Raw genomic sequence first — 363 nt, forward strand, 5'->3', positions numbered from 1 at the left:
GTTGAGGTTTTGCATAGAAATAAATATGCCAATGGCATAGATAAATATAACTACTTTAAGGAAATTTCTGGTGCAAAGAATTTAGTTGGTGCAACAATTGATGGTTGGTTTATAAACAAAGAAGGTGAAGCTGAACTTTTAGAGCTTAAATCTAGTGATAGTTATCAGTTAAAAGAAGCTGCATTGGAATATAACCGTACTGGTAATTTTATAGAGAGTAAATATTTCTTTAAATATTATGTACAAGTACAAATACAACTTGCATGTACGGGTTTAAGCAAAGGCAATTTATTTTTGACAGTAGGGAATGAAGTAATTAATTGTGAAATTAAAAGGGATAACGATTTTGTTATTGAAGTAATT

General features: G+C 29.2%; 1 protein-coding gene. It reads left to right on the forward strand.

Annotation, left to right across the window (positions count from 1 at the left end; translation table 11 throughout):
• On the forward strand, nucleotides 1-363 hold a 363-nt coding region (locus U881_RS10450), incomplete at both ends, for a YqaJ viral recombinase family protein (RefSeq protein ID WP_038363244.1).

It is taken from the genome of Borrelia persica No12 (assembly GCF_000500045.1).
Taxonomy (GTDB): domain Bacteria; phylum Spirochaetota; class Spirochaetia; order Borreliales; family Borreliaceae; genus Borrelia; species Borrelia persica.